At 68.0% G+C, this 23,969-nt stretch carries 19 protein-coding genes and 1 tRNA gene; 6 read left to right on the top strand and 14 right to left on the bottom strand.

Going from position 1 to position 23,969, the window contains the following annotated elements:
- Window positions 1-6 precede the first annotated feature (6 nt).
- The 3 genes from addB (at window position 7) to trxA (ending at window position 6,811) form a co-directional block, all read left to right on the top strand.
- Complete coding sequence (gene addB / locus V5740_RS04460; RefSeq protein WP_347303878.1) at window positions 7-2,973, top strand: double-strand break repair protein AddB; 2,967 nt, start codon at window positions 7-9, stop codon at window positions 2,971-2,973.
- Window positions 2,970-6,422, top strand: coding sequence for a double-strand break repair helicase AddA (gene addA / locus V5740_RS04465; protein WP_347303879.1), 3,453 nt, complete (start codon window positions 2,970-2,972; stop codon window positions 6,420-6,422). Before addB ends, addA begins: the two co-directional genes overlap by 4 nt.
- Window positions 6,423-6,490: 68 nt before the next feature.
- The gene (gene trxA / locus V5740_RS04470) at window positions 6,491-6,811 is read left to right on the top strand and encodes a thioredoxin (RefSeq protein WP_347303880.1); all 321 of its coding nucleotides are present in this window, start codon (window positions 6,491-6,493) and stop codon (window positions 6,809-6,811) included.
- A gap of 83 nt (window positions 6,812-6,894) precedes the next feature.
- On the opposite strand, the gene V5740_RS04475 is transcribed toward trxA, so the two are convergent.
- The 7 genes from V5740_RS04475 to V5740_RS04505 all read right to left on the bottom strand — a co-directional run bounded on the left by V5740_RS04475 (window position 6,895) and on the right by V5740_RS04505 (window position 12,207).
- Entirely contained in the window at window positions 6,895-7,707 is an 813-nt protein-coding gene (locus V5740_RS04475; RefSeq protein WP_347303881.1) for a ferredoxin--NADP reductase, read from the bottom strand.
- Entirely contained in the window at window positions 7,704-8,180 is a 477-nt protein-coding gene (locus tag V5740_RS04480; RefSeq protein WP_347303882.1) for a hypothetical protein, read from the bottom strand. Before V5740_RS04480 ends, V5740_RS04475 begins: the two co-directional genes overlap by 4 nt.
- Window positions 8,181-8,183: 3 nt before the next feature.
- Window positions 8,184-8,612 (bottom strand): hypothetical protein, encoded by a 429-nt coding sequence (locus V5740_RS04485; RefSeq protein WP_347303883.1) that lies wholly within the window; start codon window positions 8,610-8,612, stop codon window positions 8,184-8,186.
- 1 nt (window position 8,613) lies between these two features.
- Entirely contained in the window at window positions 8,614-8,775 is a 162-nt protein-coding gene (locus tag V5740_RS04490) for a hypothetical protein (RefSeq protein WP_347303884.1), read from the bottom strand.
- A 100-nt stretch (window positions 8,776-8,875) separates the two neighbouring features.
- The gene (locus V5740_RS04495) at window positions 8,876-10,942 is read right to left on the bottom strand and encodes an NAD(+) synthase (RefSeq protein WP_347303885.1); all 2,067 of its coding nucleotides are present in this window, start codon (window positions 10,940-10,942) and stop codon (window positions 8,876-8,878) included.
- Window positions 10,939-11,454 (bottom strand): CinA family protein, encoded by a 516-nt coding sequence (locus V5740_RS04500; protein WP_347303886.1) that lies wholly within the window; start codon window positions 11,452-11,454, stop codon window positions 10,939-10,941. The genes V5740_RS04495 and V5740_RS04500 overlap by 4 nt, the downstream gene beginning before the upstream one ends.
- Before the next feature lie 90 nt (window positions 11,455-11,544).
- The gene (locus tag V5740_RS04505; protein ID WP_347303887.1) at window positions 11,545-12,207 is read right to left on the bottom strand and encodes an alpha/beta hydrolase; all 663 of its coding nucleotides are present in this window, start codon (window positions 12,205-12,207) and stop codon (window positions 11,545-11,547) included.
- A gap of 195 nt (window positions 12,208-12,402) precedes the next feature.
- Between V5740_RS04505 and V5740_RS04510 the strand changes: the two genes are divergently transcribed.
- Entirely contained in the window at window positions 12,403-13,716 is a 1,314-nt protein-coding gene (locus V5740_RS04510; protein WP_347303888.1) for a class I SAM-dependent methyltransferase, read from the top strand.
- Between the two features lie 63 nt (window positions 13,717-13,779).
- On the top strand, window positions 13,780-14,526 hold the full coding sequence (locus V5740_RS04515) for a murein L,D-transpeptidase catalytic domain-containing protein (protein WP_347303889.1): 747 nt from the start codon (window positions 13,780-13,782) through the stop codon (window positions 14,524-14,526).
- 3 nt (window positions 14,527-14,529) lie between these two features.
- On the opposite strand, the gene V5740_RS04520 is transcribed toward V5740_RS04515, so the two are convergent.
- Window positions 14,530-15,921: a glycoside hydrolase family 88 protein gene (locus tag V5740_RS04520; protein ID WP_347303890.1), complete on the bottom strand. Its 1,392-nt coding sequence runs from the start codon at window positions 15,919-15,921 to the stop codon at window positions 14,530-14,532.
- Between the two features lie 44 nt (window positions 15,922-15,965).
- On the bottom strand, window positions 15,966-17,342 hold the full coding sequence (locus tag V5740_RS04525; RefSeq protein WP_347303891.1) for an arylsulfatase: 1,377 nt from the start codon (window positions 17,340-17,342) through the stop codon (window positions 15,966-15,968).
- Between the two features lie 149 nt (window positions 17,343-17,491).
- On the opposite strand from V5740_RS04525, the gene V5740_RS04530 reads away from it, so the two are divergent.
- Window positions 17,492-18,772, top strand: a complete 1,281-nt coding sequence (locus V5740_RS04530; protein ID WP_347303892.1) for a glycosyl hydrolase family 28 protein — start codon at window positions 17,492-17,494, stop codon at window positions 18,770-18,772.
- A gap of 173 nt (window positions 18,773-18,945) precedes the next feature.
- On the opposite strand, the gene V5740_RS04535 is transcribed toward V5740_RS04530, so the two are convergent.
- The 5 genes from V5740_RS04535 to V5740_RS04555 form a co-directional block, all read right to left on the bottom strand.
- Window positions 18,946-19,021 (bottom strand) — tRNA-Lys (locus V5740_RS04535).
- A gap of 149 nt (window positions 19,022-19,170) precedes the next feature.
- Window positions 19,171-21,255: a penicillin-binding protein 2 gene (mrdA, locus tag V5740_RS04540; RefSeq protein WP_347303893.1), complete on the bottom strand. Its 2,085-nt coding sequence runs from the start codon at window positions 21,253-21,255 to the stop codon at window positions 19,171-19,173.
- A 31-nt stretch (window positions 21,256-21,286) separates the two neighbouring features.
- Window positions 21,287-21,844 carry a rod shape-determining protein MreD gene (mreD, locus tag V5740_RS04545; protein ID WP_347303894.1) on the bottom strand — a complete coding sequence of 186 codons (558 nt, stop codon included), beginning with the start codon at window positions 21,842-21,844 and terminating at the stop codon, window positions 21,287-21,289.
- A complete protein-coding gene (gene mreC, locus V5740_RS04550) occupies window positions 21,837-22,841 on the bottom strand; it encodes a rod shape-determining protein MreC (RefSeq protein WP_347303895.1) in 1,005 nt (334 codons plus the stop codon). The genes mreD and mreC overlap by 8 nt, the downstream gene beginning before the upstream one ends.
- 29 nt (window positions 22,842-22,870) lie before the next feature.
- Entirely contained in the window at window positions 22,871-23,917 is a 1,047-nt protein-coding gene (locus V5740_RS04555; RefSeq protein WP_347303896.1) for a rod shape-determining protein, read from the bottom strand.
- Window positions 23,918-23,969: the final 52 nt, after the last annotated feature.

A 23,969-nucleotide genomic window follows, 5' to 3' on the forward strand; every position in this document is an offset into this window, starting at 1 on the left:
CGGCCAATGGCGGTTCTGCCGGCCCGCATCGCACCACGCGTTCACGCCATCGCCGCGCATCGCGGCTTTGCCGATGCGCTGGTCGCCGGGCTGGTGCCGCGTTACGCCGATGCGGAGCTGGGGCTGGTCCGCCTCACTCTGCTGCTGCCCAGCACCCGCGCGATCCGCACGGTGACGGAGGCATTCATCCGCCATTTCGGGGAGAGCGGCAGCGCGCGGGCAGGCCTGCTGCTGCCGCGCATGGTGGTGGTCGGCGACCTTGATCTGGACGAGGCACTGGGGCCGCTGCTCGATCCCTTGGATGCGGGCGCAGCGATCCCGCCGGCGGTGGAGCCAACCCGGCGCTGGCTGCGGCTTGCCGAACTGATCGCGCTGGAGCGGCCGGGCCTGCCCGGTGCCGCGCGGCTGCGGCTGGCGCATGAGACCGCGCGGACGATGGACCGCCTGCTGACGGAGGAGATCGCGCCGGATGAACTGCTGGGCGACCTGGTGCTCGACACGCTGGGCGAGCTGGCCGGTCACTGGCGCGACAGCCTGGCGCTGTTCGCGCGGTTGCAGGCGCGCTGGCGGCACGAGCTGGAGGAACGGGGGGAGGTCGATGCCGCTGCCCGGCGCAATCTGCTGTTCCGTCATGCCGCGCAGGTGTGGCGCAACGATCCGCCGGCCACCCCGGTCATCGCCGCGGGCGTCACCAGCGCGGCGCCCGCGCTCGCGCGGTTGCTGCGGGTAGTCAGTGAATTGCCGCAGGGCGGCGTGGTGCTGCCCGACTTCGATCTGGCGCTGCCCACCCATGTCTGGGACGAGCTGGGCTATGCTGGTGCCCCTGACGCGGTGCCGCCGCTGGCCCGGGGTGACGCGGTGACGCATCCGCAATATCACCTGAAGTTGCTGCTGAACCGAATGGGCGTCGCGCGGGAGGAGGTGCAGCCATGGCACCGCGCTGGGCTCGGTGCCGCGCCTCCGTCACGCAGCCAGGCGCTGAGCAGCCTGTTCCTGCCGCCATCGGCCAGCCGCAGCTGGATCGACCTGCCGCCCGAAAAGCGCCGGATGGCGGGCGTGCGTCTGATGACCAGCGCCAATCCGGAGGAGGAGGCGCAGGCGATCGCGCTGCTGGTGCGGGAGGCGCTGGAGGTGCCCACCCGGCGCGTGTCGGTCGTCACGCCCGATCGCGGGCTGGCGGGCAGGGTGGCGCATCACCTGCGCCGCTGGAGCATACAGGCGGACGATTCCGCCGGCGTCCCTCTGCCGCAGACCGCAGCAGGCCGACTGTTCCTGCTGTTGGCGGAGACAGGGGCGCAAGGCGCCGCGCCGGTGCCGCTGGTCGGCCTGTTGCAGCATCCGCTGGTGCAGGCGGGGGACCCCGCGACCCGCGCCCGCTGGCTCGAACGGGTGCGGCGGCTGGACCTGCTGCTGCGCGGGCCGCGCCGGGCGCCGGGGCTGGATGCGATCGGGGCCGTGGCCGGCGACGGGCCGCTGGGTGAATGGTGGGCGCGGATCGTCCCGATCCTGGCGCCGCTGGTGGAGGGCGCCGGCGCACCGCTGGCCGACCTCATGGACCGGCTGGTGACCGCGGGCGAGGAACTGGCGGGGGAAGCGCTGTGGGCGCGCGAGGATGGCCGCGCACTGGCCGGTTTCGTGGAGGACCTGCGGCTCCATTCCCGTGCGGTCGGCACGATGCTCGACCCGGCGGAACTGCCGGCAGCCCTGCGCGAGGCGATGGAGCGGGTCGCGGTGCGACCCCCTTATGGCGGGCATCCGCGGGTCAGCATCTACGGGCTGCTGGAATCGCGCATGGGCCGCGCCGATCTCGTCATCTGCGGCGGGCTGAACGAAGGCGTGTGGCCGGCGACACCCGCGACCGATCCGCTGCTCGCCCCCGCCGTGCTGCGCGCGTTGGGCGTGCCGGGCGCCGATTTCCGCATCGGCCTCGCGGCGCATGACCTTGCAGGGGCGCTGGGCGCGCCGGAAGTGGTGCTGAGCCGGGCGGAGCGGGACGTGGGTGGCCCGGCCATCGCCAGCCGGTTCTGGCTGCGGGTGCAGGCCCTGCTGGGGGAGGACCTGCTGCCGCGCCATACGGAAACGCGCATTCCGGACCTCGCGCGCAAGCTGGACACCAGCGGCTACGACCCGGCGCATCCACGCCCCCGGCCGGTGCCGACGGCCGAACAGCGGCAGGTGCGGATCAGCGTGACAGCGCTCGATCGGCTGCGGTCCGACCCTTACCAGTTCTACGCCTCGTCCATCCTGCGGCTGAAGGAATTGCAGCCGCTGGATGCGGAACCCGACGCGGCGTGGCGGGGCACGGCGGCGCACGCCATTCTGGAGGCGTGGCATCGGTCCGGCCGGCCGTTGGCCGAGGTGGCGGAAGAGGAGCTGGCCAGGCTGGGGCAGCACCCGCTGATGCTGGCCCTGTGGCGTCCGCGGCTGCTGCAGGGGCTGACCTGGGCGGCGGCGGAGATCGCCCGTCATCCGGAGCGGGAGCCGGCCCTGTTCGAGGAATGGGGCGAGATGGAGGTGCGCGGCGTTGCCATCTTCGGCAAGGTCGACCGGATCGACCGGCTGCCCGGCGGCGAACTCGCCGTCATCGACTACAAGACCGGCCGCACGCCGACGGGCAGGGAGGTCGAGGCCGGCTATGCCCTGCAGCTCGGCACGCTCGGCCTGATGGCGCGGGCCGGCGGCTTTCCGGAGGTCGAGGGCGAGCCGACCGCTTTCGAGTATTGGACGCTCGCCAAGTCGCGCACCAGCGAGACGGGGTTCGGCGCCGTCATCACGCCGCTGCTGGTCGGGGCCAAGCGCAGCGGCATCCCGCCTGACGACTTCCTTCCAGAAGCGGAGCGGTACCTGCACGATGCGCTCGACCGCTGGATCCTGGGTGACGAGCCGTTCACCGCCCGCCTCAACCCCGATGCGCCGGGTTACGCGACCTATGACCAGTTGATGCGATTGGACGAATGGATGGGCGAGCTGTGAGCGGCCGGGTCCACCCGCTGAAGGGCGAACAGGCGCGCGCGGTCAATCCGGCGGACAGCGTCTGGCTGAGCGCCAGCGCCGGCACCGGCAAGACGCAGGTCCTGTCCGCCCGCGTGCTGCGCCTGCTGCTCCAGGGCGACGTATCGCCCGACCAGATCCTGTGCCTGACCTTCACCAAGGCGGGTGCGGCCGAGATGGCGGAGCGGGTCAATGCCGTGCTCGCCCGCTGGGTGCGCCTGGAGGAGACGCTGCTGTTCATCGATCTGGAGGCGATCGGCGCACCCACCGATCCCGCCACGCGCGAGCGCGCCCGCACGCGCTTCGCGGCGGTGCTGGACTGCCCCGGCGGCGGCCTGCGCATCGACACCATCCACGCCTTCTCCCAATGGTTGCTCGGCGCCTTCCCCGAAGAGGCGGAGATGGCCCCCGGCACGCAGCCGATGGAGGACCGCGACCGTGACCTCTTGGGCCGGCAGGTGCTGGCGGACCTGCTGGCGGACTGGCAGGCGACGGGCGAGCGGGAGCCGATCGAGGCGTTGGAGGCGCTTTCCCTACGGCTGGGTCCGGACAAGGCGCGCGGCTGGCTGATGCGCTGCGCCGCCGCGCGTGACCTGTGGTGGGGAGCGGGCGCCTGGCAGGAGCCCTTACGCCCGCAGGTAGAGCAGGCGGTCGGCCTGCCCGCTGGCGCCGGGCCGGAAAGCCTGGTCGAACTGTGCGCCGACGGACTGTTCGACTGCGCCGCCTTGCAACGCTGCCTTGAGGTGAACCGCAGCTGGGGCACCGCGAGCGGCCTGAAATGCGCGGAGGCGATCGTGCAATGGCAAGGCACCGCCGATGCCCTGCGGGCCGAGACGTTCGAGGCGCTGGCAGCCGCGCTGTTCACGAAAGACGGCAAGCCCCGATCGCTGAAATCGCTGGAAAAGCTGGACGGCAATTACGAGGGTATGGCCGCCCGTGTGCTGGAAAGCATCGGCCGGGTGCGCGAGCGAGCCGCGCTGCTGCAGCTCGTAGAAATGCTCACCCCCGCCCTGTCACTGGGCCGCCGCTTCGCGCTGGCCTGGGATGCGGCCAAGGTGCGCGAGGGGCTGATCGAGTTCGACGACCTGATCCGCCGCGCCGCGCAATTGCTGACGGTGCCGGGCATGGGCGACTGGATCCGCTACAAGCTGGATCGCCGGTTCGATCACATCCTGGTGGACGAGGCGCAGGATACCAATGCCAGCCAGTGGTCGATCATCGGTGCGCTGACGGAGGATTTCTTCGCCGGCCAGGGTCAGCACGATAACAAGCTGCGCACGATCTTCGTCGTCGGCGACTACAAGCAGGCGATCTTCCGCTTCCAGGGCACCAGCCCGGAAAATTTCCGCGAGGCGAAGGGGCGCTTCGCCCAGGCGATGCTGGACCGGGTGGACAATGTCCGCCTGCTGCCGGAACGGATCGACGCACGCGAACTGGTGGAACTGGGGCTCGGCCGGTCATACCGCACGGCGCAGCCGGTGCTGGATTTCGTGGATGCCGCCATTGGCCTGATCGGGCACGAAAGCATGGGGCTGGACCGCCCGACCACGCCGCATGTGGGGGACGAGCGGGCCGGCATGGTCACGCTGTGGCGGCCGGTCACCGCGCAACCCGGTGAGGAGGACGAGCCGGACGAGGAAGGCGAGGGGGGCGAAGGCTGGCTGTCGGCCCCCGAACGCCGCATGGCCGACCGGATCGCCGCGCAGATCAAGGGCATGATCGGCACCTATCCGCTGGTGAAGGGCAAGCCGCGCATGGCCGATGCGGGCGACTTCATGGTGCTCGTCAGGAAGCGCCGGGAACTTGCCGGGCTGATCGTCGCCCGCCTGCATGCGGCCGGCGTGCCGGTCGCGGGCGTGGACCGCTTGCGGCTGGGCGCGCCGCTGGCGGTGAAGGACCTGCTGGCCGCGTTGCGCTTCGCCGCGCAGCCGCTGGACGATCTCAGCCTCGCCTGCCTGCTGGTCAGCCCGCTGATCGGGTGGTCGCAGGACCAATTGCTGCAGCATGGCTGGCGCGGGGACAGCAAGGCGGCGCTGTGGGACCATCTGCGCCGGTCCGATCATCCGGACGTCCTGGCTTTGCGGGTCCAGCTGGATGCGCTGCTGGCGCGGGCCGACTTTGAACCGCCGCAGGCATTGCTGCACTGGCTGCTCGTCGGCCCCTGGCAGGGTCGCGCCCGCTTGGTGGCACGGCTGGGGCAGGAGGCGAACGATCCGATCGACGAGCTGCTGAACGCCGCCATGGCCTTCTCCGCGACGCAGGTGCCGGGGCTCACCGCCTTCCTGCGCTGGTTCGATGCGGGGGAAGGCGAACTGAAGCGGGAGCAGGCCGGGGCCGGCGGGCTGGTGCGGGTGATGACCGTCCATGGCTCCAAGGGGCTGCAGGCGCCGATCGTGATCCTGGCCGATGCCACGGGCAATCCCGATGCCAGCCCCATGCGCGACCTGATCCTGCCCGAACGGGTGCCCGGTGGCACCACACGCACGATCCCGCTGCCCGATCCACCCAGGGAACTGAAGGTCGGCCGCATCGCCGAGGCGGAGGCAGCCGCGCGAGCCGAGGAGCGGGAGGAGCACTGGCGCCTGCTCTACGTCGCGATGACGCGGGCGGAGGAGGCTTTGTTCATCGGCGGTGCCCTAGGCAAGCGGGAGACCGAACCGGCGGAGGATAGCTGGTATGCGCGCCTGTCGCCGCTGATCTGGGGCGCGGAGATCGACGACCCGGTATGGGGCGGGCGGCGCGATTGGGGCGACCCGCCGGAGGCACCGCGCAGCCTGCTGCGCCGGCAGGCCGAACTGCCGATCCCGTTCGTGCCCCCGCAATGGGCCGTGCGCGCGGTAGGCGAGGAACCCCGCCCGCCACGCCCGCTCGCGCCCTCCGCCGCGGGCAGCGAGGAAGGCTCCGACCCGCCGCTGGCGCCCGGCGCACCCAGCCTGGCCGCGCGGCGCGGCACGCTGATCCACCGCCTGCTGGAACGTCTGCCCGCCGTCGCGCCGGAACGGCGCATGGAACTGGGGGCCAACTGGCTGCTTCGCCACGCCGGCGACCTGCCGGAAGATGTCCGGGCGGAGATGCTGACGGTGACCCTCAGCGTTGTGGGCGAACCGGCCTGGGCGGACCTGTTCGGTCCCGGCGCGCTGGCGGAGGTGCCCCTGGCGGCGACCGTCGACGGGCAGGTGATCGCCGGCACCGCGGACCGGTTGCTGGTGACGCCCGGCCGTATCCTGGTCGCCGACTTCAAGACCGCGCGCCGCCCGCCTGCCAGCGCGGAGGCGATCCCCGCCGCGACGCGGCGGCAGATGGCCGCCTATGTCGCGGCGCTGGAACGCATCTATCCCGGCCGGCAGGTGGAGGCGGCGGTGCTGTATACGCAGGTGCCGGTGCTGTACCCGCTTGGGCCATTTGCGCGGGCGAAGGAAAGCTTGCCGTAACATCGGCTTGCCCGATCCGGCAGGTAGCCTACATATCCCGCAACAATCCGTTTCAGGAGCAACTTTACATGGCCACCAAGACCGTCACCGATGCTAGTTTCCAGTCCGATGTCCTTGATGCGGACGTGCCGGTGCTGGTGGATTTCTGGGCCGACTGGTGCGGTCCGTGCAAGATGATCGCGCCCGCGCTGGAAGAGATCAGCGACGAACTGGACGGCCGCGTGACCATCGCCAAGGTCGATATCATGGCCAATCCGGAGGTCGCCGGCCGCATGGGCGTGCAGTCGATCCCGCTGATGGTGCTGTTCAAGAACGGCGAGGCGGTGGCCCAGAAGCTGGGAGCCGCGCCCAAGAGCCAGCTGAAGGGCTGGCTCGAAAGCGAGATCTGATCGCAGACGGGAAGGGGAGCCAATCGGCTCCCCTTTTCATATCAGCCGGCGTTGTTCAGCCGAGGCCGTTCAGCCGACGCCGTTCAGCCGACAAAGGCCCGCTCGATCACGTAATCGCCGGGATTGTTGTTGGCGCCTTCGACCAGGCCGAAAGTCTCCAGCTTGGCCGCGAGATCCTTGATCATCGCCATCGACCCGCACAGCATGATGCGGTCGGTCGCGGGGTCGAAGGTCGCCTCGCCAGAGAGGCCGCGGAACAGCGTGCCGTCATCGATCAGCGCATCGATGCGGCCGGTGGTGTGGAACTCCTCCCGCGTGACGGTGGGAACGTAGTGGAACTGGCGCGCGGCCTCTTCCTCCACCAGGGGATCGCCGGCGAGCTTGCTTTCCAGGAATTCGCGATAGGCGAGGTCGGCCACGGTGCGCACGGAGTGGACCACCACGATCTCCTCGAACATGTCGTACACGTCGGGGTCGCGGGCCAGGCTCATGAACGGGGCGAGGCCGGTGCCGGTGGACAGCATGAAGAGGCGCTTGCCCGGCTTCAGTGCGTCGGTGACGAGCGTGCCGGTCGGCTTCTTGCCGACATAGATCTGGTCGCCGGGCTGGATATGCTGCAGCCGGCTGGTCAGCGGACCGTCCTGCACGGCGATGGACAGGAACTCCAGCTCCTCGTCATAGGAGGCGCTGGCGACCGAATAGGCGCGCAGCAGCGGCTTCTTATCGGATGGCAGGCCGATCATCACGAACTCGCCGCTGCGGAAGCGGAAGCTGGCGTCGCGCGTCAGTCGGAAGCTGAACAGACCGTCGTTCCAGTGCTTGACCCAGGTCACCTCCTCCACGCTGAGCGCGGCGGTGGGCTCCAGCACGGTGCCATTGCTAACCAGATCGTTCATGCATTCCCCGTATCGTTCGCGCCTTCGCGGCCAGGGGGCCGCGCGCTGGCGCGGCCGGCCTGGTCCGCGCACAGCAGATCACGCGCAAATAGACGCAAAGCAAGCTGGCGCAAGGCATCGGCGAGCGCAGGGGCCGCCCCGGCATGCACGATCTGCCCCGCTATGTCGCCCGCCTGCACCAGCGAACCGCACGGCAGGGTGCGGATGAGAGCCAGCACCAGCGCCTCATGCTCCGCCACGGACTCGTCGCCCAGCAGCAGCGGTTCGCGCATGGCGGTGGTAAGCAGCGTCATCGCCAGCTGGAAATGCGGCAGTACGGAGGCGAGCCGATGGGCGTGGAAGGCAGCGGCGATCTCCCGGCAGGGATCGCCGCCATCGGCTGCATCGCGCACCCAGCGGCGCATCGCCCAGACCAGCAATTGCGGCCCGCGTTCAAGCGCGATCACCGGCCGGTCGATATAGCTGTACAGCATGGATCAGCCCTCCTGCGCGACCAGCGCCAGACGCGCATCGCCAAAAGCCTTGGCCAGCGCCTGCAGGCAGGCGGCGAGCACGGGTGCGGCTGCCTCCGTGACCAGGGCGTCGCAAGTCGACTGCACCACATGGCTGCGGCCGTCACTCGCGGCGAGCAGGGCGGAGGTCAGGATCGCCTCATCCTCCGTGATGCTGGCCCGCTGCACCGCGCCGAAGCGCATGGGCGTACGGCCATGCTGGCAGAGCACCCGCATACCGTAAAACAGGGCATCGGTCCCCGGCTGCACCTCGGCGGAGCGGAAGGCGGAGCCGATCAGGCGGCAGACGCAGCGCCCGTCCTTGGCCGCCGCTGCCCATTGCCGCATGGACCAGACGAACAACTGGATGCCGCGCTCCTGCCGGGCGAGCGGGCGATCGACGAATTCGTACATGTCAGCAGCGCCCGTGTGACGATGCGACGGGGTGCGCGGCATTGTCGCGCAGCGCGCGGGCCAGCACGGCGCAGGGTGGGCGAGCCTCCGCCAGCGCGCCGCCGGCTTCTTCGCGCCATTGCGAGCACCCGCCAGACAGGTGATGGCTGAACAGCAGTTCCATCCTGCGCCTCCGCTATTGCAACTGAATTGCAGACAACCTGTAACACCCTGCGGTAGGCGTCAAGCAAGTAATTGCAACTTATTCGCAGGTAAGTGGCGCATCACCCCGGCGGCAGCCCAGCCTCCAGCTCCGCCAGCCACACCGCAGCACTCGCGTCGGAGGGAGCGCGCCAGTCGCCACGCGGGCTCAGCGCCCCGCCTGAACTGACCTTGGGCCCGTTCGGAATGGCGCTGCGCTTGAACTGGCTGGTGGCGAAGAAGCGATGCAGGAACTTCTCCAGCCAGTGCCGGATGGTGGCGAGGTCGTACTGGTTGCGGCCGGTTTCCGGGAAGGCGGCCGGCCAGATACCGGCGGAAGCATCGCGCCACGCATGCCACGCCAGGAACGCCACCTTGGACGGACGCTGACCGAAGCGCATGATGTGATGCAGGAAGAAATCGTTCAGCTCATACGGGCCGACGGTGCCCTCCGTGCTCTGTAGCTCCTCGTCCTCCCCTTGCGGGATCAGTTCCGGGCTGATCTCCTGAGCCAGGATCGCCTCCAGCACGGCGTCGGTCGCGGGATCGAACTGGTCGGTGCGCGCGGCCCAGCGGATCAGGTACTGGATCAGCGTCTTGGGCACCCCGGCATTCACGGCATAGTGGCTCATCTGATCGCCCACGCCGTAGGTACACCAGCCCAGCGCCAGTTCGCTGAGGTCACCGGTGCCGATCACGAAGCCGCGATGCTGCCCGGCCAGGCGGAACAGGTAATCGGTGCGCAGACCCGCCTGCACATTCTCGAAGGTCACATCGTACACCTTCTCCCCGCGCGAATAGGGATGGCCGATATCGGCCAGCATCCGTTCCGCGGCGGGGCGGATGTCGATCTCCTCCGCCACGATGCCCACCGCCTCCATCAGCTTCCACGCATTCGACTTTGTGCCGGCGGAGGTGCCGAAGCCGGGCATGGTGTACCCGCGGATGGTGGTGCGCGGCAGGCCGAGCCGGTCGCAGACCTTGGCGGCCACGATCAGCGCGTGGGTCGAATCGAGCCCGCCCGACACGCCGATCACCATGCTGTCGCCGCGGGTCGATTCGAACCGACGCATCAACCCGTCGACCTGGATGTTGAACGCCTCGAAGCAGTCGTCGTCCAGCTTGCCGGCGCGATTGGGCACGAAGGGGAAGCGGCGCACCGGACGGATCAGCGCGGCGTCCATCGCGGTCGCCCGCGGCGCGTGGTCGAACCGGATGGTGATGAAGTGATCCTCCGGCCGGCCGGCCTCCTCCGCATTGTCGTTGAAGGTCTGCAACCGCAGCCGGTCACCCAGGATGCGCTGCGTATCGACATCGGCGATGCACAGCTCGGGCTCGCGCTCGAACCGGGCACTCTCCCCCAGCAGGTCGCCCAACTCGTAGATCATCCCCTGGCCGTCCCAGGCGAGGTCGGTGGTGCTCTCCCCATGGCCGGCTGCCGAGTAGACATAGGCGCAGGCGGTGCGGCTGGATTGCGCGCGGCACAGCAGATGGCGCTCATCCGCCTTGCCGATCACGATATTGCTGGCCGACAGGTTGGCGCAGATGGTGGCGCCCGCCAGCGCGCCATAGCTGCTGGGCGGGATCGGCGCCCACACATCCTCGCAGATCTCGGCGTGGAGGACGAAGCCCGGCAGGCGCTCGCTCGCGAACAGCAGGTCGCAGCCGAACGGCACCACCGCCGCGCCGACCCGGATGGTCATGCCGCCGCGGATATCGCGGCCATGCGCATACCAGCGCTTCTCGTAGAACTCGCGGTAATTGGGCAGGTAGCTCTTGGGCACGACGCCCAGCAGGCGTCCGTCGGCAATGGCCAGCGCGCAATTGTACAGCCGCCCGCGATGCCTCAGCGGCGCCCCGACCAGCAGCACCGGCGACAGCCCCGCGCTCTCCGCCACAATGGTGTCGACCGCCTGCTCCACCATGTCGAGCAGCGCGTCCTGCATCACCAGGTCGTCCAACTGGTAGGAGGAGAGCGACAGTTCCGGAAACACCAGCAGGTCCACCGCGCTGTCATGCGCCCGCCGCGCCTCCGCCAGGATGGCGTCGCGGTTGAACGCCACGTCGGCGGTCCGGACTGCCGGGGTGCTGGTCCCCACGCGGACGAAGCCGTGACTGTGGCGATCGTAGAATGGGTGATCCGCGCTCACTGGCTCAGGGCCTCCTCGAACAGGTTGAGCGCGGTGCGCAGCGCGGCAATGCGCACCCCGTCGCGCCCGATGGCACCGAAATGTTCCTCCCGGTGCAGGGTCACCCCGTTCTTGCGGGCGCAGCCGAAATGGACAAGCCCTTCCTCGCCATCCTCATCCTTGCCTGGCGGACCGGCATAGCCGGTGATGGAAAGGGCGATGTCGGCGCGGGATGATTTCAGCGCCCCTTCCGCCATGTCGATGGCGATCTGGCGGCTGACCGCGCCACAACTGTCCACCCGCTTGCGCTCGATCGCCAGCAGGTCGCACTTGGCCTGACTGGCATAGACCACCAGCCCACGTTCGAACACGTGGCTGCGGCCCGGCACGTCGGTCAGCAATGCGGCGAGCAGCCCGCCGGTGCAGCTCTCCGCCGTGGCGAGCATCAGTTCCTGATCGTGGGCGGCGTCCAGCACCCGCTCCACAGCCTGCGCGATGTCTTCAGGCAGCACCGGGTCCAGCGTTTCGGTCATCCTCGCTCCCTCTCACCCGGCATGGAATCGCCCGGGTGAGAGGTCCAACAAGGCCGCGGACAGCTGCGTTCCCGACCTTACAAACCGCAATCAGGGCGTCGCGGCCAATCGTGACTGACGTGCGGCATCGCGCAGCAGCGGCGGCGCGAGGCGGTCCTGCTCGACGCGGTGTTCACGTAGCAGGCGGCCGAGCAGTTCCTGCCCGAAGGTCCAGTCGCCCAGGCCGGATTCGGCATTGATGTGCCCCACCGTTCCCGCAAACACGAAGCGCGATCCCCAATCGTTCGCCAGCATGCGCGCGGTGCGCAGCTGGCAATAATGGTCATCGTCGCTGGCGACCAGGAACGACGGGAAGGGCAGGGGCGAACGGGGGCACGCGCCGAAGCGGGCGAGCCGCGGGTCCGTGCCCGGCCGATCGACGTCGGGCGGGGCGACCAGCAGCGCGGAGACGACCGGGTTGCCCTGGCTCGGCTGCTCGTATTCCGCCCACCATGCCACCGCCAGGCAGCCAAGGCTGTGGGCCACCAGCACCACCGGGCGTTCCGCACGGCTGATTGCCAGGTTCAGCTTGTTTACCCAGGTGTTGCGATGCGGATCGTCCCACATGCCAAGGTCCACGCGGGCGCAATCTTCCCGCTGGCGTTCCCACCGGCTCTGCCAGTGGCGGGGATTGGAATTGTTGATCCCTGGCACGATCAGGATCAGCGGATCGCCCGCCAGCTTGTGTGGCGGCAGGTCGAGATAATGGGCCATCGTGTGCACTCCTCTCTGTCCAGCTTGCAGCCGTCCGACTCGTGTGGTGCGACATCCTCCATATAAGTCTACCAGCTTGGTAGACAAACCGCCAAGCGCCGGATTGCACGGTGCTTGCGCCAAAGCGCGTCAGCCAGGTGGGGTTGCAGCAATGGCCATTGGCAATGGCCGCGGCTTGCAGCAAAGAGCGCTGCAATGACTTCGCGCGAATTGACCAGCCTGCGCTCGCTGGCGCCCACGCCGGACGATCTGGCCCGGGGCGATGCTGTCGATCACCGGCTGCATCGCCTGTTCTACGGTGCGATCGGTTGGCCGTTCCTGTTGTTCAGCCTGTGGGGCGGCACCAAGGCGAGCAAGCGCCGCCTCTTACAACGGATCGGCCTTGCAGACGACGCATTGCCCCATCTCGGCAGCTGGAAGGCCGATACCGGATTCCTGCACCGGATCGTCGATGCGGTCGAATTGCTGCGGCCGCAGGTTGTGGTGGAACTGGGCTGCGGCGCCAGCAGCCTGGTCGCCGCGCGCGCGCTGGAACTGCATGGCGGCGGACGGCTGGTCAGCTACGACCAGCATGGCCCCTTCGTGGCCGCCACCCGCGAATGGCTCGCGGGGGAGGGGGTGGACGCCACGATCCACCATGCCCCCTTGCGCAACGGCGCCGGCGGCAAATGGCCGGGCAGCTGGTACGACCTGACCGCCGTCCCCGAACAGATCGACCTCATCATCATCGACGGACCACCGTGGACCGTCCATCCGTTCGTCCGCGGCGCGGCGGAACAATTGTTCAGCCGCTTGCGGCCAGGCGGCATGGTGCTGCTGGACGATGCCGCCCGGCCGGGCGAACGGATCGTGGCGCGCCGCTGGCGCCGCAACTGGCCGGACATGCGCTTCGCGCGCGTTGGGGGCAGCACCGCCGGCACGCTGGTGGGGCGCAAGGCCGCCGACGTGATCCCGCTGCCGCAGCGTACGGTCGCCCCGCTGGCGGCGGTCCGCCGGGTTGCCGCGGCGGCGGCGCTGCTGGCCGGTGGGTGGCTGCTGAACGAAACGGCGGAAAGCGTGACCGCGCCGGTCCAGGCCGCATCCTTCATCGCCGATGCCGACGCATCCTTCAGTGCCAGCCTCATGCGTCAGCAAATGGCGTCGCAACCCGAAAGCGTTCTGCTGGACCGGGCGGAGCTTCAGCGCGCCACCGGTCTTACGCTACCCACGCTGCCGGCTGGCTGGCAGGTGCGCGATGTGCAATTGTACCCCTCCAACAGCGGCATGGCGGTTACCGCGGTGCTGTTGACGCAGGATGCGGAAACGGTCGCCCTGTTCGCCACGCGCGCGGAAACCCCGGCGGAAAAGCTGCCGCTGCTCGCACGCCGCGCGGCGCGATCGGTCGCCTATTGGGAGGAAGGACCGTTCGCCTACGCCCTGACCGGAGAGCTGCCGGCCGACCGGATGCTGCGCCTTTCGGCCGCTCTGGCTAGCAGGCCGGAGCAGCAGGCAAGCGCCGCCCGCCCCTGATCGCACAGCAGCTTCGCCAGGCATCTTGTTGATTGCGCACCGGAAAAGTTCCGCCGTCATCGCATGGCCGGCACGGTACATCGTGATCGGGCGGACAGGCGGGTCAGAATATGGCAGGCGCGCGCGATGACTCTCGATCGCAGGCAGATCCTGTTCGGCGGTGCTGTATTCGCCGCGACCTCCATGCTGGGCGGGGCGGTAGGGACCGCCCGCCGCACCGGCCTCGTCACGCCGGCCGTTCCCGTACTGCCGCCCGCCCCTGCGATGCCGGCGATGGCTGCCGGCCCGGTCATCGATCCGGTGGTGCCGGCGGCATTGCTGGCGGAGGCGCGCGACGCGCTGGATCGTCAGGGTGCGTCGATCAAGCGCGACCGAATGGCGATCGTCGATTTCGCCGCCGCCTCGTCCACGCCGCGGCTGCATCTGGTGAACCTGGAATCAGGTGCCGTCCGTTCCCTGCTGGTGACGCATGGCAGCGGCTCCGACCCCGGCCATAGCGGCTGGACGGAGCGGTTCTCGAACCAGCATGGCTCCAATGCGTCGTGCCACGGGGCCTTCCGCGTGCTCGACTACTATCATGGCAAGCATGGCCGGTCCCAGCGGCTCGCCGGCCTGGACCCGAGCAACAGCAATGCGCTGGATCGCGCCATCGTGATCCACGGCGCCTGGTATGCGGAGCCACAGGTCGTGACCGACACCGGCAAGCTCGGGCGCAGCCAGGGTTGCTTCGCCGTTGGCGATACCAAGCTGGCCGAGCTGTACGACCATCTTGGATCAGACCGGCTGCTCTACGCTGCCAAGATCGCCTGACCGTCAGGGCTGGCGGCGCGGCGCAATCGTCCATTCGTCGATCGGTGGGCCGGGTGTCCACCGCTCCAGGTCGGGCGCGTCGACGCGCGGATCGTAGGCCAGGTCCCGCGTCGCCTGCATCTCCCGCGCCCGCCGGGCCGCCTCGCCACTCGGAGCGGTGCCGGGCCGGGCGGGTGTGGCGGGTCGCTCCGCCGCTGGCGGCGCGGGCAGGGCAGGTGGGGGCACCGGCAGGGCCTGCACCGGCTGCGCAAGCTGCATGATCTCCGCCGCCGCCAGCAGGAACGCGCCGGTGCCGTACATTCCCACGTCGTCGGCCGCTGTCGGCACCGGCTGGTCGCCGGTCTTCTGCACCGCGCCAAGCTGCCCGTTGGGCAGAATGTGGCGGTTCAGGCCGGCCCAGCCTCGCAGGACCTGGGGCAGGTATTCATCCCGCGGCAGGACGCCGTGGTTGACGCCCCACGCCAGGGCATAGGTGTGCAGCGCAGAGCCGGAGGTTTCGGGTTCGGGAAAGGCGGACACGTCCAGCAGGTCGGCGCGCCACAGCCCGTCGGACTGTTGCAGCCCCGCGATGCGCGCCGCCATCTGGCGAAATTGGTCGAGGTAGCGGTCGCGCGTCGGGTAATCCGCCGGCATGTGGTCCAGCACGCGGGCGAGACCCGCCAGCACCCAGCCATTGCCGCGCGACCAGAACACCTTGCCGCCGCTGTCGGACCGGTGCGTGACAAAGCGCGGATCGCGGAAGAACAGGCCCTCCGCCGGATCGTACAGCGCCTGCGAGGTGCGCCACCATTGCACATCCATCGCGTCGAGATAGCGCCGGTCACCGGTGATCGCACTCATGCGCGACAGAACCGGCGGGGCCATGAACAGCGCATCGCACCACCACCACACCAGCCGCGCGGGCTGCGGCTCCGCCCGCAGATGCGGCAGCGAGAAATCGAGCCGCTGCTGCGTCGGCATGATGTAGCCATCCTCCCGCCGCAGGACGTACAGCTCCTGGTACAGCTCGCCGATCGCCTGATCGTCGGCGTTCAGCAGCCCCTTTGGCGAACGCGTGCCGCGCATCGCGAAGTTGAAATGGTCGGCCACCGATACCAGGAACCGCATCGGCTCCGGCCGATCGGACACACGGGCGACCCGCGTCAGCCCGGTGTAGAACGTGGCCGAGACCCAGTTGGCGGTGATCTCGTCCACGCTGCGCCCCAGCACCTGGAACGGCTTGCGTTCCAGATCGGCGATCTCTGCCAACGCGGCATACTCCATCACCGCCAGCACCCGGGCGGGATCCGGCACGATATCAGTCGCGAATGACAAATCCGGTCGCGGGGGCAGGGTGATGTCGACCGGTCGCAATTGCGCCTGCGCCACCGCCGGAACAAGCGGAAGCGGTGCCACCGCACACGCGAGTGCGAGCAGCCGAAATCTTGCCATGGCTTTCATCAAGAAGCCGCCTCTGCTGCTGGGGTAGGATCCGGGTATTCCGCCGATGCGCGATGTTCGCGCGCCATGCCATCGTTCATGAACTGCACGACCTCCGGGTAATCGCTGGCCAGGTTGCGGCTTTCCCACGGGTCCGCCGACAGGTCGAACAGCTGGGTCTGCCCGGCACGCTGCAGCCGTACAGCCTTCCACTTCCCGTAGCGCGCCGCCTGGCGATACTCGGGCGAGTAAAACTCCCAGTACATGAACCGGTCGGGCGGGACGGCATCGGTGTTCAGCAAGTGCGGCAGCAGGTCGATGCCGTCGCCCGGCTGCGACGGCGCGCCTGCCGCGGACAAGGCCGTGGGCAGCAGATCGGGGAAGTAGATCGGCACGTCGCTGCGCGATCCGGCCGCGATCTGTCCCGGCCACCGCACCAGGAACGGCACGCGCAGCCCGCCTTCGTACATGTCGCGCTTGTACCCGGTCAGCCCGCCATTGGAGTCGAACGAATCCGCGACGCGCGTCTGCGGGGCGGATGGTTCGGACCGGGGCCCATTGTCGGACGAGAAGATGACCATTGTGTCCTCGTCGATGCCGGTTGCCTTCAGCTGTTCCAGCAATCGGCCGACATTCCTGTCCAGCCGATCGATCATCGCGGCGTAGAACTTCTCGTCATCTGGCCATGACTGATCCGCGTATGGGCCGAAGTCAGGTGCGATATGCGGGCTGTGGGGCGCGTTGTACGCCACGTAGAGGAAGAACGGCGCAGCGCGGTGCCGCCCGATGAAGTCGATAGACTCATCCGTGATCAGGTCAGTGTCGTAGACCTGCCGCGCGCCGCCGGCATTCCCCGCCACATCGACCATCTGCGTGTTGTGCATCCGCTTGGCCGGCCAGTACCCCTCCGTCACGGGTTCGGTCACCAGCCAGCCCTTGAACTCGTCGAAGCCGAAATTGGTCGGCACTGCCGCCGGGTCGTAGCCGTCGAGGTGCCACTTGCCCATGATCCCCGTTGCGTAGCCGGCAGCCTTCAGGTGCTGCGCCACCGTGCGGTCCTGCGGGGTCAGGCTCGCGCGGCGGAGTTGCTGCTCGCCTTTGTAGCCAAGGTGTCCGGCAGCCAGCGCGAAATTATCGCGAATGCGGGCATGGCCGGTATGTTGCCCGGTCAGCAACGCACCGCGTGATGGGGAGCACACGGGCGCACCGGCATACCCTTGTGTGAACAGCCGCCCCTGTTCCGCCAGTCGGTCGATGTTCGGTGTCCGGAACCGCGCCTGCCCATAAGCCCCGATATCACCATAGCCGAGATCGTCCGCCAGCACGAAGATGATGTTTGGCGGTCGCCGGCGCGGTAGCGGCGTCGCGGCGAGAGCCACGCCTGAGGCTGTCACCATGACCCCTGCAATGAACGTACGACGAAGCATCGGCATCCCCTCTTTCAACATCCCTGCCAGCGTCCACCTGCGAAAGCAAATTTCACTAGCGAGGTTTATGTAACTTCGGCACATGCTTTTGCATGGTCTTTCAATCTCCTCGCCGTGCCGTGTTGCTTGCGCTGTTGGCGACATCCTTCTCGCCCCGCTGGACAAGGGCGGATGCGGCGGATGATGTACACGGCCCGCGCATGAGCATCCTTGACGCCGGCGCGATGCCCGATGGCAGCACCATCAACACACTTGCGATCCAGACGACTATCGATCGAATGGCGGCGGAGGGGGGTGGTACGGTCGTCGTGCCTGCTGGTGTTTTCGTGTCGGGCGCGCTGTTTATGAAGCCGGACGTTCACCTCTATTTGCAGGAGGGTGCCGTGCTGCGTTGTGCCGAGGATGTGGCAACCCATTTTCCTGCCGGGCCTAGCCGGATCGAGGGCCATGTGGCGGACCAGTTCACGCCGGCGCTGATCAACGCGTCCGGATGTAATGGGCTGCGGATCACCGGGCCGGGCATGCTGGACGGAGCGGGACGACCGGTTTGGGATCTGTTCTGGCGCCTGCGAAGGGCATCTGCGGACCCGCGTAATTTCCCGAACATCGGCATCCCGCGAGCGCGGCTGGCGTTGATCGAACGGTCCCGGGACGTCCGGATCGATGGCGTCGCGTTCAAGGATTCGCAGTTCTGGAACCTGCATCTCTACGCCTGCAGCGATGTCACAGTTGCCGGATGCCGCTTCACCGTGCCTGATGAGTACGAGCGCGCGCCCAGCACCGACGGGATCGACATCGACAGTTGCCAGCGCGTTACGGTGGAGCACTGCTTCTTCTCGGTCACCGACGACTGCATCGCGGCAAAGGGATCGCGTGGGCCGCTCGCTTTGCAGGATCGCAGTTCGCCGCCGGTGGAGCATGTCCGGGTGCGCAACTGCGAGTTCCGGCGTGGCGGGAGCGTCTTCACCTGCGGCAGCGAGGCGACAATCGTTCGCGACGTGGTGGTGGAAGATTGCCGGGTGACCGGGGATGTCCGGGTGCTGGTTTTGAAACTGCGCACCGATACGCCGCAATTATACGAAGATATCGAGCTGCGACGCATCACGCTCTCAACCAGCGGCGGGCAGGTGTTCACCGTCCGGCCCTGGACGCAATATGCCGACCTCGACGGACATGAGCAGCCCACCTCTCGCGTCCGCAACATCCGGATGAGCGAGATCACCGGCCGTTACGGCGCGATGGGCACCATTCGGCCTGATCCTGCCCAGACCGACATGGCGGAGGTGGTGCTGAAGAATATAAATCTGCAACTGACCGATCCCACCTTTGAGGTAACCGGCGTCAGCAATCTGGAACTCGACAACGTGATCGTTAATGGGGCAGCCTTGCAGCCGACCTGACGACTTTCGGCCTGCTCGAAAAAGGTAGAAGATTTAGAGCCCGGTGGGTCAGAGAGGGTCCGCAGGACATCGTTCCGCGCGGCACGCATCTGCCATAAGAGGGGCCGACATCGTCGCGCAGCCGATGCTTTGCCTCGTCGATGAGGAGATCAAAACTGACTGCTGGGAAGGGGTGGTGGACGCACTTGGGCTCGAACCAAGGACCCGCTGATTAAGAGTCAGCTGCTCTACCAACTGAGCTATGCGTCCATCCGGGCAGGGCCGCGGAACACCCGGGGAGACCGGTGGGCCGCCGCGGGAAGCGCCCCTATACAGATTGCGGGGCCGGTGAAAACCCCTGAATTGCGCTGCCGCAAAATTTTATGCCTGGCCATCTAAGCAGCCGGCTCACCAAGCGCCTACGTCTGCGAACTCGCAGATCGCGGGCGTGGCACAACCGGAGGGGTCGGGCTGGCGGGCGCTGCCAGTCCTCCACCATCGGGCTCTGGCGGAGGAGCCACGGCGCCCGTGGCGGCGGCGGCGGGCTGAACGCCGGCACGCGCCTCCGCATCGACCTGCTGCGTCACCGCCACCAGATCGCGCGGTACCGGCGGCGGCACGCTCTCCCCAGCCGCCGCGGCATAGCGGGCGTAGGTCGCCGTCAGCCGCTGCTGCGCCGTGCCGCCCCACTGCGCTTCCATCTGGTGCAGCGCATCCAGCGCCTTCGCCGGGTCGAACAGGAAGGTCATGACATCGCGCGCGATCGGGTAGGCCGCGCCCGAGCCGCCGCCGTGTTCGATCACCACCGCGCAGGCATAGCGTGGATTGTTGAACGGCGCGAAGGAGATGAACAGACCGTGGTCGCGGTACTTCCACGGTCCGCTCTTGCCGCTGGCGACGGACAGGCTGACGACCTGCGCCGTACCGGTCTTCCCGGCCATAAGGATGTCGGGGATCGGCAGGCGGGCGCGGCCCGCCGTGCCGGGACCGTTCACGACATCGCTCATCGCCTTCTGGATGATCTGCACGTGATCACCGTGGAAGTTCATGGTGTCGAACCGCGGCCGATCCTTGGTCATCAGCAGCCGCGGCATGATCTGGTTGCCTGTGGCGAGGCGCGCTGCCATCACCGCCAATTGCAGCGGATTGGCCAGCATGTAGCCCTGACCGATCGTGGCGTTCACCGTGTCGAACGGCTGCCACTGGCTGTTATACTTGCGCAGCTTCCATGCCGGGTCAGGCACCGTGCCGTAGAATTGGCTGGCGACGGGAAGAGAGAATTCCTGGCCCATGCCCAGCCGCTTCGCCATCGGCGCGATCACGTCCATCCCCAGCTTCTGTGCGAAGTAGTAGAAGTAGACGTCGCACGATTGGTAGATGCCCTTGGCCATGTCTACCCGGCCATGACCGCCGCGATCCCAGCAGTGGAACACACGGTTGCCGACGCGCAGGCCACCGCTGCACCCGACACTCTCATGGGGGTCGAGGCCCGCCTCCAGGAACGACATGGCCACCATCGGCTTGACCGTCGATCCGGGCGGATAGAGGCCCTTCAGCACCTTGTTGCGGAGCGGAACGCGCTCGTTCTCGCTCAACATCTTGTATTCGAGGCGGCCGATCCCATCCGAAAAGCTGTTGGGATCGAACGAGGGCATGGATGCCATGCACATCAGGTCGCCGGTCAGGCAGTCGATCACCACGACCGATCCGCTTTCCAGACCGATGCGGCGGGCGGCGTAATCCTGCAGCGGACCGTCAATGGTCAGCCGGATCGGTTGACCCTGTACATCCTCCCTCGTCTCCAGATCGCGCACAATGCGGCCACCGGCTGTCACCTCCACGCGCCGGGCACCGGGCTGACCGCGCAACACCTGCTCGAACTGCTTCTCAAGCCCGTCCTTGCCCAGCTTGAAACCGGGGGTAACCAACAGCGGATTACGGTCCGCTTCCTCCCACTCTTCCTTGTTTGCGGTGCCCACGAAACCAATCAGGTGCCCGACGGCGGAGCCCGTGGGATAGTAGCGGGAGAAGCCACGCTGCGGAATGACGCCGTGCAGTTCCGGCAGGCGCAGCCCGACGGCGGCGAAGCGATCGTAGTCGATACCACTCGCCACCTGAACCGGGGAGAAGCCAGCGGCAGCCTCTACCTTGTCGATGAGGTCGGTCTTTTCCACCGGCGTCAGCGCCAGCAGTTCGCTCAGCGTATCGATGGTGGCGGCGGGGTTCTCCAGCCGCTCCGGAATGACGTCGATCCGAAATTCGGCCTGGTTGGAGGCGAGGGGAGCGCCATTGCGATCGAGAATCCAGCCTCGGCGGGGCGGGATCAGGGTGAGGTTCACCCGATTGCTCTCCGCCTCCATCTCGTATCTCTCGTTCTCGGCCACGGCGATGTAGCCCATGCGGCCAGCAAGCAGCATGCCGACGCCGCCCTGCAGCGCGCCCACGATGAAGGAGCGGCGCTCGAAGCTCTGCGCGAGACTGGAGGGGGTAAACTTCTGGGGCACGGCGCTGGCAGGCAACTTTCGGCAGGCGGGATCAATCGATGCGGCGGACCCGCTTCAGCCGCACGCGGTCAAGGGCAGCTACAAGCCACGCGATAATGGGGAAGAGTACCGCACAGAACAAGAGTTGCGACCCGACAAGCTGCGCCTGCAACTCCGTCAGTGGCACGCGCGCGAACAGGGTGGTCGCCGCCAGATACACCATCAGCAGCAGCACCGCCGTCAGCCAATCCACCCAGAACGAGCGCCAGGGAAAGCGAATCTCGATCAGGTCGATCGCGATCAGCGTCAGGCTGAACAGCAGGATGCCGCTGCCGAACGGCTGTCCGGAATAGAGATCGTCGAAGAGGCCCAGCGGAAAGCCCGCCCATAGCGGCAGGAGGTTGGACCGTCCCAGTCGCCAGCACAGCAGCAGCATGTAGCCGAGCGGCGGCATGATCGGAGCAGGCGCGATGACCGGCAGCCACGGCGTCAGCGACCCGAGCATGATGGTGCTCCATGGCACGCCGAAGGCGCGGATCGGCGACTGCGTCCGGTTGATGCTGCGGCTCTCGGCACCGCCACGGCCAGTCAGGGCGGACAGGTCAATCACCGTCCTGCGGCTCCACCACGGGCGTGATCTGCGGACTTGGCGCAGCCGCGCTGTCAGTGGCGGTGCTGGGAGTGGCGGCAATGGCGCTGGCGCTTTCAACCGCGTCGGTTTCCTCGACCTCCGCGATGGAGGGCGCCTGGGAGGCGGCGACGGCCTGCGGCTGCCAGATCGGTTCGACCAGAACCACGTCAGTGGCGGCAGGATTGCTCAGCAACTGGGCGATGCCGCCGTCGCGGGTGATGCCGGTGACAAGCGCCACAGCGATGCCAGGCCTGAACAGGCCGCCGGCCCCGCTGGTGACGAATACATCGCCCTTCTTCATGGGGTTGATCCCGAGATTGACCAGTCGAAGCCGCAGCAGCCCGTCGGCGCGCCCTTCGGCGAAAGCCACCACATCGTCTGTCGCGCGGCGCACCGGAACCATGCTTTCTGGATCGGTCAGCAGCAGCACGCGGGACGAATGCCGCCCGGTCTCCAACACCCGGCCGATCAGGCCAAGCGGGCTGCTGACCGGCATGCCGGGGCGCACACCATCCTGCCGTCCGGCGGAGATCCAGGCGAAGCGGCGCGTGCTGGCCGCGGTGGAGCCGATCAGGCGAGCGGTAGCGACGGGGCGGGTCTCGCCATCCGCCAGCCGCAGCACGGCCTTCAGCCGCATGTTCTCCCGCCGCAGCGCCTCCGCCTCCGCCAGCTTTACGCGAGCGATGCGCACCTCGTCGCGCAGTTCCGCATTGCGGCTGCCCGCACGGTAATAGCCGGCGATGGCGTCGAATACGTTCTGTGTCGCCATCCGCCCACCGGCGCCCGCTTGCCCTGCTGGGCTGGCGATATCCGCCGCCATGGAGCGAAGGCCGGCGAAGGTTTCCGGCCGGAACAGCGACAAGGCGAGCAGCGCCGCGCCCAGCAGCGCACCGCCGCCGGCCAGCAGGTATCCGGCAAACAGGCCCAGCTGGGCCTTCCTGTTGCTACCCGGCCGGCGACCGGAAGGCAGCGCCATGGCTGCGGCCCCTTGTCAGCAGGAGAAAATCAGGCGGTCATCAGCACGCCGCGATACAGCGGGTCTTCCATCGCGCGACCAGTACCCATGGCGACGCAGGACAGCGGGTCCTCCGCGATAGAGACGGGCAGGCCGGTCTCCTCACGCAGATGATCGTCGAGGCCGGAGATCAGCGCCCCGCCACCAGTCATGACGATACCCTGATCGACAATGTCGGCCGCCAGCTCGGGCGCGGTGTTCTCCAGCGCGATCCGCACGCCTTCAACGATGGCGCCGATCGGCTCGGCCAGCGCTTCGGCCAGATTGGCCTGGTTGATGGTGATTTCCTTGGGCACGCCGTTGACGAGGTCGCGGCCCTTGATGGTGATCGGCTCACCGATGCCGTCCTCCGGCATGACGGCGATGCCGTAGTTCTGCTTGATCCGCTCCGCGGTGGCTTCGCCGATCAGCAGGTTGTGGTGACGGCGGACGTAGGAAACGATCGCCTCGTCCATCTTGTCGCCCCCGGTGCGCACCGACGTGGTGTAGGCGAGCCCGCGCAGCGACAGCACGGCGACTTCCGTCGTGCCGCCGCCGATATCGACAACCATGGACCCGACAGGCTCCGTCACCGGCATCCCGGCCCCAATCGCGGCGGCCATCGGCTCCCAGATCAGGAACACCTCGGATGCGCCGGCATTGCTGGCCGCATCGCGGATCGCGCGGCGTTCAACGCTGGTGGAACCCGACGGCACGCAGATCACGATCTCGGGGTAGCGGAACAGGCTCTTTTTGCCATGCACCTTCTGGATAAAGTGCTTGATCATCGCTTCCGCGATCTCGATGTCGGCGATCACGCCATCGCGCAGCGGGCGGATTGCCTCGATGCTGTCGGGCGTCTTGCCCATCATCAGCTTGGCGTCGTCACCCACCGCCTTGACCCGCTTGACCCCGTTCAGCGTCTCGATCGCCACAACGGACGGTTCGTTCAGCACGATGCCGCGATCCTGCACATAGACCAGCGTGTTGGCCGTGCCGAGGTCGATCGCCATGTTCTGGGAGCCGAACTTGAACAGTCTGCTGAAGTAGGAACTCATGAACATTCCGTCTCTGTTTATGCGCAGGGGCAATGGGATGGCATGGAGCGGG

This window comes from Croceibacterium sp. TMG7-5b_MA50 (assembly GCF_039830145.1).
Lineage (GTDB): Bacteria > Pseudomonadota > Alphaproteobacteria > Sphingomonadales > Sphingomonadaceae > Croceibacterium.

Bases quoted from the DNA above. Each gene is read 5' to 3' on its own strand.
- addB (WP_347303878.1), top strand. From the start codon at position 7: ATGGCGGTTCTGCCGGCCCGCATCGCACCACGCGTTCACGCCATCGCC.
- trxA (WP_347303880.1), top strand. From the start codon at position 6,491: ATGGCCACCAAGACCGTCACCGATGCTAGTTTCCAGTCCGATGTCCTT.
- V5740_RS04475 (WP_347303881.1), bottom strand. From the start codon at position 7,707: ATGAACGATCTGGTTAGCAATGGCACCGTGCTGGAGCCCACCGCCGCG.
- V5740_RS04480 (WP_347303882.1), bottom strand. From the start codon at position 8,180: ATGCTGTACAGCTATATCGACCGGCCGGTGATCGCGCTTGAACGCGGG.
- V5740_RS04485 (WP_347303883.1), bottom strand. From the start codon at position 8,612: ATGTACGAATTCGTCGATCGCCCGCTCGCCCGGCAGGAGCGCGGCATC.
- V5740_RS04490 (WP_347303884.1), bottom strand. From the start codon at position 8,775: ATGGAACTGCTGTTCAGCCATCACCTGTCTGGCGGGTGCTCGCAATGG.
- V5740_RS04500 (WP_347303886.1), bottom strand. From the start codon at position 11,454: ATGACCGAAACGCTGGACCCGGTGCTGCCTGAAGACATCGCGCAGGCT.
- V5740_RS04505 (WP_347303887.1), bottom strand. From the start codon at position 12,207: ATGGCCCATTATCTCGACCTGCCGCCACACAAGCTGGCGGGCGATCCG.
- V5740_RS04510 (WP_347303888.1), top strand. From the start codon at position 12,403: ATGACTTCGCGCGAATTGACCAGCCTGCGCTCGCTGGCGCCCACGCCG.
- V5740_RS04515 (WP_347303889.1), top strand. From the start codon at position 13,780: ATGGCCGGCACGGTACATCGTGATCGGGCGGACAGGCGGGTCAGAATA.
- V5740_RS04525 (WP_347303891.1), bottom strand. From the start codon at position 17,342: ATGGTGACAGCCTCAGGCGTGGCTCTCGCCGCGACGCCGCTACCGCGC.
- mreC (WP_347303895.1), bottom strand. From the start codon at position 22,841: ATGGCGCTGCCTTCCGGTCGCCGGCCGGGTAGCAACAGGAAGGCCCAG.
- V5740_RS04555 (WP_347303896.1), bottom strand. From the start codon at position 23,917: ATGAGTTCCTACTTCAGCAGACTGTTCAAGTTCGGCTCCCAGAACATG.